At 44.6% G+C, this 8399-nt stretch carries 7 protein-coding genes and 1 pseudogene; 4 read left to right on the top strand and 4 right to left on the bottom strand.

Annotated features, from left to right (window positions below; all coding sequences use genetic code 11):
* Positions 1-117: 117 nt before the first annotated feature.
* A complete protein-coding gene (locus JGK39_RS31055; RefSeq protein ID WP_293322580.1) occupies positions 118-489 on the bottom strand; it encodes a hypothetical protein in 372 nt (123 codons plus the stop codon).
* Between the two features lies 1 nt (position 490).
* The gene (locus tag JGK39_RS31060; RefSeq protein WP_293322582.1) at positions 491-1276 is read right to left on the bottom strand and encodes a hypothetical protein; all 786 of its coding nucleotides are present in this window, start codon (positions 1274-1276) and stop codon (positions 491-493) included.
* Between the two features lie 815 nt (positions 1277-2091).
* Between JGK39_RS31060 and apcA the strand changes: the two genes are divergently transcribed.
* From apcA to JGK39_RS31080, 4 genes are all read left to right on the top strand, one after another.
* A complete protein-coding gene (gene apcA / locus JGK39_RS31065; RefSeq protein ID WP_293261736.1) occupies positions 2092-2577 on the top strand; it encodes an allophycocyanin subunit alpha in 486 nt (161 codons plus the stop codon).
* 176 nt (positions 2578-2753) lie between these two features.
* Complete coding sequence (gene apcB / locus JGK39_RS31070) at positions 2754-3239, top strand: allophycocyanin subunit beta (protein ID WP_293261733.1); 486 nt, start codon at positions 2754-2756, stop codon at positions 3237-3239.
* A gap of 403 nt (positions 3240-3642) precedes the next feature.
* Positions 3643-3846: a phycobilisome linker polypeptide gene (locus tag JGK39_RS31075; protein WP_006634929.1), complete on the top strand. Its 204-nt coding sequence runs from the start codon at positions 3643-3645 to the stop codon at positions 3844-3846.
* A 251-nt stretch (positions 3847-4097) separates the two neighbouring features.
* Positions 4098-5318 (top strand): FtsW/RodA/SpoVE family cell cycle protein, encoded by a 1221-nt coding sequence (locus JGK39_RS31080; RefSeq protein WP_293261730.1) that lies wholly within the window; start codon positions 4098-4100, stop codon positions 5316-5318.
* Between the two features lie 352 nt (positions 5319-5670).
* On the opposite strand, the gene JGK39_RS31085 is transcribed toward JGK39_RS31080, so the two are convergent.
* On the bottom strand, positions 5671-6324 hold the full coding sequence (locus JGK39_RS31085) for a Crp/Fnr family transcriptional regulator (RefSeq protein WP_293261727.1): 654 nt from the start codon (positions 6322-6324) through the stop codon (positions 5671-5673).
* Between the two features lie 461 nt (positions 6325-6785).
* A pseudogene (locus JGK39_RS31090) lies at positions 6786-8148 on the bottom strand (IS4 family transposase).
* Positions 8149-8399: the final 251 nt, after the last annotated feature.

The raw sequence follows: 8399 nt of genomic DNA on the forward strand, positions 1-8399 counted from the left end.
GAAATTAGAGGACTAAAGTCCTTACAAAAAGGTTCGTAGTGAGGACTTTAGTCCGCATCCTTTCTTAGAGGACTAAAGTCCTTACTACGAACCAATTGGATAGGGATTTAAGATTACTTAGCTTCCGACAATCTCGCCCTGGATTTCACCAAATTCGATTTTAGTTCCCAAGGCTAAAGTTAGGGTACTTTCCGGTTCAACCATTTTCATGTCGCCTTGACTGTCTGTGGCCCACCAAGAACGATCGCCCAAATTGGTCAATCCCAAGGATAGCTCGTTTGGCGATCGAGAATTCACCACCGCTACCGCACCGTTAGACGCCGCAGCAGTCAAACTCGGGATGTCAGAGGTGAATAGCTGAGTGCCCGCAGTCAGAGGGATAACTCGACTTCCCAATTTCAGCAAAAATTGACGGCTGGTAAAAGCATTGGCCGGGGATGCTTGTGATAAAATAGTCGGCGTAACCCGAGCAGAATTAGGAGCGGGCAAATCAGAGTTTCCCACTGTAACTGTACAGTTGCCGATTCTCTTTAACAATTTGACCCGCTTCCAATTGAAACCGCATCGCTAAAGGCGAAACATGAGGAATGTAGATAATAGACTTATTTTCATCGCTACCAAAAGTTATCGGTTCCGCCCCAATAGTCAGAGTGCGATTGGTGCCGGTATCGTAACTAATTACCAGCCAAGCTTTGTTAAACAAAGTTTCGGCCACAACTAGCATAATTCCAATCCAAAAGCCGATCGCAGCACAGCCAGCTAAACGGCCCGCCGTACCCGACAAAGTATAAGCAAACAGAATAAATAAACAACCGCCCAAAACGCCTCCCACACCGCCGCCACCCGCGCCGCGCAGCATTCCTAAATTGGGAATTCGTTTAGAAAGTCCAAGTCCTAACAAACCGCCAGCTATTCCCCAGCAAATCACTGGCAATATTTCGTTTTCGCCGTCGCCAATCCCGCTAAAAATACCTTCAGCGATTGCTCCAGAAATTGCCCCCGAGATGACACCAAACAATCCGCCATTTTTAAAAGATTGTTTGATTTGTGGCTTGCCTTTGATATAGTAATAATAGCCGAACATAATAGCAGTAGCAATGCCGCCGCCTACCAATCCAAACCAGCGACTTGTGGACAATACACTGTCAAAAACAGATGTTGAATCGTTGAGATGGTGCATGAAAGGTTCAGTGATGAGATTGCCGGCGAAACCGCCGACAGCACCGCTAATCCCAAACTGCAAAGCTTTTTTTAGGGCTGATAGATTTCTTTTCACGGCGCACCTGGTTACAAAGTGAGAGTCGATCGATTTTGGATTTGGGATTTTAGATTTTAGATTGATTCCACAGATGAGTCTGGAAAATAGCACCTCGATCTAAAATTTTGGTCGCTCGGCGTCCGAGTGTGGGAAACTTTTATCCGTTGTTGGACGAGAGTCAAATTTAGCTACAAGCTTAAAAGTCCCCATTTCCGATCCGCACCTGTCTCTCCCCTGTCTCCCGCACCTCTGTTTGACAGAGAAGTTTTTTAGCCTCGCGCCGTCGCCCTAGGGACACAGATCTGAAAACTCGATGGCTGTAACGTTTGCTGGTATAGACTTTGAGCGATTTTTTAACCTTGAATTTTTAACAAATTAGACGCCGCGGAGGGCCCAAAAATGAAAAGGAATGTTACAAACTATTACGGTAACACTCAGAATGTGAACATAATGCCTCAAAATACTTGCGAGAGGTAGTTGCATCAGAGAAGCAATATTCTGACCAACTGCCGGAGGGTCACTCGATCGCCACTCAAGGATCTGCTGCAATCTCGATCGTAGATTAAAGATCGCATCAATCATTTGTGGTATTCTAAGCGACAGGCTCAGTGCGGCCACAAAAAAACGCACCGGCGTAAAGAACGAGCGCCGTCAAACAGCGAAGGCAGACACCCGGTAACAACTTCAACAGTTGCAGGCTGTGGAAAGTCCACCCTTCCCCGTCAAAGCTCCAGCCACCAGCGAAGCGAAAGGTACGGGATGAAAGCGCCCGCCGTCGCTAGTTCAACGCGGAGCAGTTCGCAATTGCAAAATATCCAGCGGGTACACACAAGATGAGTATCGTCACCAAATCAATCGTCAACGCAGACGCTGAAGCTCGTTACCTGAGCCCAGGCGAATTAGACCGGATCAAGAGCTTCGTCACCTCTGGTGAACGCCGCGTCCGCATCGCCCAAATTTTGAGCGAATCCCGCGAACGCATCGTCAAGACAGCAGGCGACCAACTTTTCCAAAAGCGCCCTGATGTTGTTTCTCCCGGCGGCAACGCTTACGGCGAAGAAATGACCGCAACTTGCTTGCGCGACTTGGACTACTACCTGCGTTTGATCACCTACGGAATCGTAGCTGGCGACATTACTCCGATCGAAGAAATCGGTATTGTCGGCGTCCGCGAAATGTACAACTCTCTCGGAACCCCGATTGCAGCCGTCGCCGAAGGTGTGCGCGCTATGAAGAATGCAGCTTCTGCGCTGCTGTCTGGAGAAGATGCTTCCGAAGCTTCCTCTTACTTCGACTACGTTATCGGTGCGATGCAGTAAAGAATTTAGGTTTTTGATTATAGATTTTTGATTGCACGATCGAGGGTTACTGATAAGGAGCCAAAAGCTTTTGCAGATAATCAACTACTTGTAAATCTCAAATCCCCAATCCCAAATCTAAAATTCTAGCTCCAAAATTGGACTGACTCAGCCACTTTCAAGGAAACAAGACAACCATGCAAGACGCAATTACCGCCGTAATCAATACCTCTGACGTTCAAGGTAAGTACCTGGACAGCAGCGCATTAGACAAGCTCAAGAACTACTTCGCTTCTGGTGAACTGCGCGTCCGCGCCGCTACCTCCATCAGCGCCAATGCAGCCACAATCGTCAAAGAAGCAGTTGCTAAGTCTCTGTTGTACTCTGACGTAACTCGTCCCGGCGGCAATATGTACACCACTCGTCGTTATGCAGCTTGCATCCGCGACTTGGACTACTACCTCCGCTACGCCACCTACGCCATGCTGGCTGGCGACCCTTCCATCCTTGACGAGCGCGTGCTCAACGGTTTGAAAGAAACCTACAACTCCTTGGGCGTGCCCATCGGTTCTACCGTACAAGCAATCCAAGCAATGAAAGAAGTCACCGCCGGTTTGGTCGGTTCTGACGCTGGTAAAGAAATGGGCGTCTATTTCGACTACATCTGCTCTGGCTTGAGCTAAATCTAAGGAAGAAGGAAGTTCGGCAACGGATTCTGTAACGGATGTAACGGATGTAACGGATGTAAGGGATTTCACTCCGATGGAAGTCGGAAGAAGGAAGTTCGGCAACGGATTCTGTAACGGATGTAACGGATTTCAGTCCGATAGAAGTCGGAAGAAAGAAGAAGGAAGAAGGAAAAAGATTTATTTCTTGCCTCTTTTAACTTTTAACTTTTAACTTTGGACTTGTTACCTTTAGCTTTGAAAGAAGTCAGGGAAGTTGAGAGTGATTGCTAGACCGTCAAAGGCCAGTCGAGAAAGCCCGACGAGTTTTAACGAGCTAGTTTTGACTCCTAACTCCCTGACTTCAATCTTTTTAAAATCCATCTAAAAATCTGTAAACCTACTCAGGAGTTTGTTTCCCATGAGAATGTTTAAAGTGACTGCTTGCGTCCCCAGCCAAACTCGCATCCGCACTCAGCGCGAATTGCAAAATACCTATTTTACTAAGCTGGTTCCCTATGACAACTGGTTCCGGGAACAGCAAAGAATTATGAAAATGGGCGGCAGAATTATTAAAGTGCAACTGGCTACGGGTAAGCCCGGAGCTAATACTGGCTTACTTTAAAATCCGAGAATGGATTGATAGAGGGCAAGAGGTCGATCGCGACCTCTTTTTTTGTTTGCTATGATTGTATAGCCGAAGGAAGTTCGGCAACGGATTTTTTAACGGATTTAACGGATGTCACGGATTAAGGCAAGTTCGGCAACGGATTCGCTTGCGCGAGATGTCTGTAATTCTTAAACTAATGACTGATGACTGATGACTGATGACTAATGACTAATGACTAATGACTAATGACTAATGACTAATGACTAATGACTAATGACCTTCGACGCTTTATTCCATTTTTTGACCCCAGCGCTTCGCAATGGGCCGCTGAGGCCCGGTGGCTCAGGTGGTTGACTTTTTTGTGGCTGTTTGTAGGGCTGACAGCTTTGTTTTCGGCTTCCTATCCCATTGCCAATTCTGAATTGGGAGACGGCCTTTACTATTTTAAGCGGCAACTAATCGCAGTGGCGATCGGGCTGGCGGGCTTTAACTTAATGGTTTACTCCCCCCTGCGTTACCTGATGAAAACAGCTCAGTTGGGAATTCTGGTGCTGCTGGGAGTGCTCTGGTTGACCTTAATTCCGGGAGTGGGAACCACTGTCAACGGCGCAACTCGCTGGATATCTTTGGGCCCGGTGCCGATTATTCAACCTTCTGAGTTGATTAAACCGTTTTTCGTTCTGCAAAGCGCCCGCATTTTTGGCAACTGGCCTCGATTGACGAATAAAGTTCGGTTTACTTGGCTGTTAATTTTCGGTGCGATGCTGTTGGGCATTTTGTTGCAGCCGAATTTGAGTACCACGGCTTTGTGCGGGATGACTTTGTGGTTGGTGGCTTTGGCGGCGGGCTTGCCTTATTTGCAGTTGGGTGCAACGGCTATGGGGGGAATGCTGTTGGCGGTTTTAAGTATTAGTTTTAAGGAATATCAGCGCCGCCGGATTATGTCTTTTCTCAATCCTTGGGCTGATGCGATGCAGGATGGTTATCAGTTGGTTCAAAGTCTGCTGGCTGTGGGTTCTGGCGGGATTTGGGGCGTTGGTTTGGGGATGTCTCAGCAAAAGTTATTTTATTTGCCGATTCAGTACAGCGATTTTATTTTTGCTGTGTTTGCTGAGGAGTTTGGTTTGGTGGGTGGTTTCTCGCTGTTGCTGATGTTGGCGGCTTACGCTACGGTGGCTTTGAGGGTGGCGATGCGGGCCCGGAATGCTGAGTCTCAGTTGGTGGCGATTGGGGTGATGGTGGTGATGGTGGGACAGTCGCTGCTGAATATTGGGGTGGCGACGGGGGTTTTGCCGACTACGGGTTTGCCGCTGCCGTTTTTTAGTTATGGCGGTTCTTCGATGGTGGCGAGTTTGTTGTTGTCGGGGTTGCTGATTCGGGTGGCTAGGGAGAGTTCTGAGGCTGAGGTGGTTTCTCTGGATGGACGCCGGGGACAGCCGGGAAAGCCTAATGCGCGATCGACCAACGGGAATACACAAACCGAGTAATTTGTCAAGTTATTTCCGCTAAAACAAGCCCATGAATAAGACGGTATAGACGCGGTTTCAACCGCCGTTTTATCTATTGCCGCCCATCACCCTTATTTGGCGGTTCTTCTGGTTGTTCTTGAGGCTTAGCTGTGATGTCAATTAATTCTTTTTTTTCTGGTTGGGGTGTTTCTGAAGTTGAGTTAGCCATGGAGTTTTCCCCTAAATAGATGCACCGCTTAATTATATCTTTCTAAATGCTAAAGGTATTCCTGTAGATAGGGGAATGAAAATTAAGATTGACAATTCTCATGCAGTGGGATTTGAGCTTTAATATTAGACAGGGTTATGTAGATGCAAATTCCTGTCGGTTCTAGACTGCTTGAGGGTTGCAGCCAAACAAGTCGGAGGTGGAGGCAAAAACATCTTTTTTAAGTATTAAATGCCGATCGCCCTCTCGACTGATTAACCCTTGCTGCTGCAATTTTCCCAACATTCGCGTAACAGTAACGCGAGTCGTGCATATAGTGTTAGCAATATCTTGATGCGTCAAACGGATGCTCAAACGAGTTCCTTCAACCACAGGCTGACCGAAGTCCTGTTGCAATAATAGCAGAAGTTGATACAAACGGTCTTCTACTCGGCGCTGTCCGGCGATCGCCAAAATTGATTCCATTTGCCGCAGCCGCCGCACCATTTGAGGCAGCAACTCGTGAGCCAATTGAGGAGAAGCTTCGATTTCCACCATAGAATACCACATCAAATATACGTCTGATGTCGCCGTAGCTCGGTAAGTCTGCAAGGAAGTCAACCACAAACCGAAACACATCGAAGGCCCCACCCAACCCAAAAGTCCTTCTTCTCCGGTGGGATAAAGGGTACTCAGTTGTGCTAAACCTTGACAGACGCGCCAAAGGCCTTGGGACATTAAAGGAATGGTTTCGCCCTTTGCATAAAAATGCAAGTTTCGAGTTGCTCCTGTGTTATGCTGTACTTCCGCTAAAAGTGCTTTCGATGTTGGTGGCATATCCGTTATTTCCAGGTAAAAAACATTAGTGTGAGACCTAGCGATCTCACTCTAACCGACCCAGGTAAAGGTTAGGCGATGGTTAGGTTAGCCGGAGTATAAGCTTTATCTACATTCAAATTCTGTATCAACAATTACTCAAGCTATGAGTGTGACATTGCTCGGAGTATCGTCGGAATATGTAATTTAAATGTTCAATAGCTTAAATTTTAAACATCAGTTAAATGCGGAATTTGTCTCACATACTCTTAAACTTTTAAAGTGATTCATTGAGGGATTTATTTCAATACAGTTGACTTAATAACAATCTGACTGGCCAAAAATGCCTGTATTGCCTATAAAATTGTGAGATGAAATTGGTCAAAAAGCGTTAAGTCAACCGTATTGCATTACTCACAAGTTAAGCTAAAAGCACTGTTTTCAATGAGTAATCTTACTCATTTCTTTTACAGAGATACCAATTAAAATATGACTCCATTTGTTCCTTTATTATTGAAAAAAAATTGTTCGGGACTTCTTTGAGTTCCAGGGAAAGGAGAAATAATTAGCCTGATCTGAGGTTTTCGTTGTCGCTTAACAATCCCTAAATCTTGATTTTTATCGTCAGCAAAATACTTAACTTTCGTCAGAAGCTAATCCTTTTTGATAGGCAACAGAAAAATGATAGATTCCCCGATAAATCATTTCTAATGAAACACGTTCAATTGGCACTCCTAATTCATCTGCAACGGCATCCCCTAAGTCTACCAACACCGCATAAAATAGCCAGGTAGCCCAGATTTGGATCTGAATTCCGTTGACAGAACCTGTCCATAAATAACTTAAATTTAGGAGTCTATTTACTATACAAAAAGCCTTTCAATTCGCCAGCGTCTTTGATATAAATATGCCACTACATAGGGGGGCAATATTTCGGGCTATCGGACACTCGTCAGATAAGAACGCCAGCTATTTTTCGAGAAAATTTGTACTAATATTATAGTCAAACTTGGTGTCTTTTTTGTCCCTGCACCTATCTGAATTATCTGGTATTTAATATCATAAGTATTGGTTAATACCCGCTTTAATTGATAAGATGCACCTTTCTTAATTCGAGTAATAAATCAAATTTTTTGCTCAATTAATTTTGACCAAAAAGCGAAGTGATAGAAGCCTCTATCGAGTAACAGTCAAGTTTTTGGCTTGACTGTTTGTAGTAAATTTTTCTCGCAATGAGTATCTGCTTGTTTCGGATTTGTCCAAAACCAAATTTCTTCGGGAAGATGAGTTACTAGGTCTATAATTACTCCGATTTTTCCGGATAATTGACCGATTGGAACATCTGATAAACTTTCTAGTTTACGAAATAATGCTTCTAATGTTGAGCCATCTGCTATCCAGATATTTTCAAATCTTTTTAAGGCAAATTGTACGCTATCTGGTAATGGTCTCGATTTTCTCATCAACCATTTTTCTCGAAAATGAGGTAGTAATTCTTTAAATACTTTTTCAAACAAAATAGCTCGAAAAGTTAAAAATCTCAGTGATAATGCCTTAGAGGCTAATTTCTTGTGGCTGACACCATAAAAAGCCTTCTCTCTTTAATAATCTGGTTAATTCTGTTACTCCTGCTACGTCTCGCCATAATAAACTTAATACGGAGGCCATCATTAACGGTAGTGTTAGAATTCTATCTCTTAAATTTAGTTGGCGATAAAAAGTTTTTTGGGCCGCCATTGCTGGAATTAATAAATCTTCCAGGTAATTCGCTACCGCTTCGTTTTCTACTTGAGGACGATTTTTTTTCTTTGCACGATCTCGGTTGATTCGTTTTTTGCTACTCATAAACTGGTTCAATTATGGCTCAACTGCTTGCCCGGTCAAGGTTTCATCCTATTTTACCTCTGGCAAGTCTACCCCCTTGACAATTTGCACTTTTTCTTAACTTGTCACAAATGACCGTATTGGGATTTATTCAGTAGACATCTCCAAAAACCGTTAAAGCCTTTGTGTAACGCCGGCTGTAGGACGTAAATGCAATCATCATAATTTAGCGACTCTGTACGCTCTAATAAGGCTTTGAGATATTTATTGTT

Origin of the sequence: Microcoleus sp. PH2017_12_PCY_D_A (assembly GCF_020738565.1) — a bacterium.
GTDB lineage: Bacteria > Cyanobacteriota > Cyanobacteriia > Cyanobacteriales > Microcoleaceae > Microcoleus.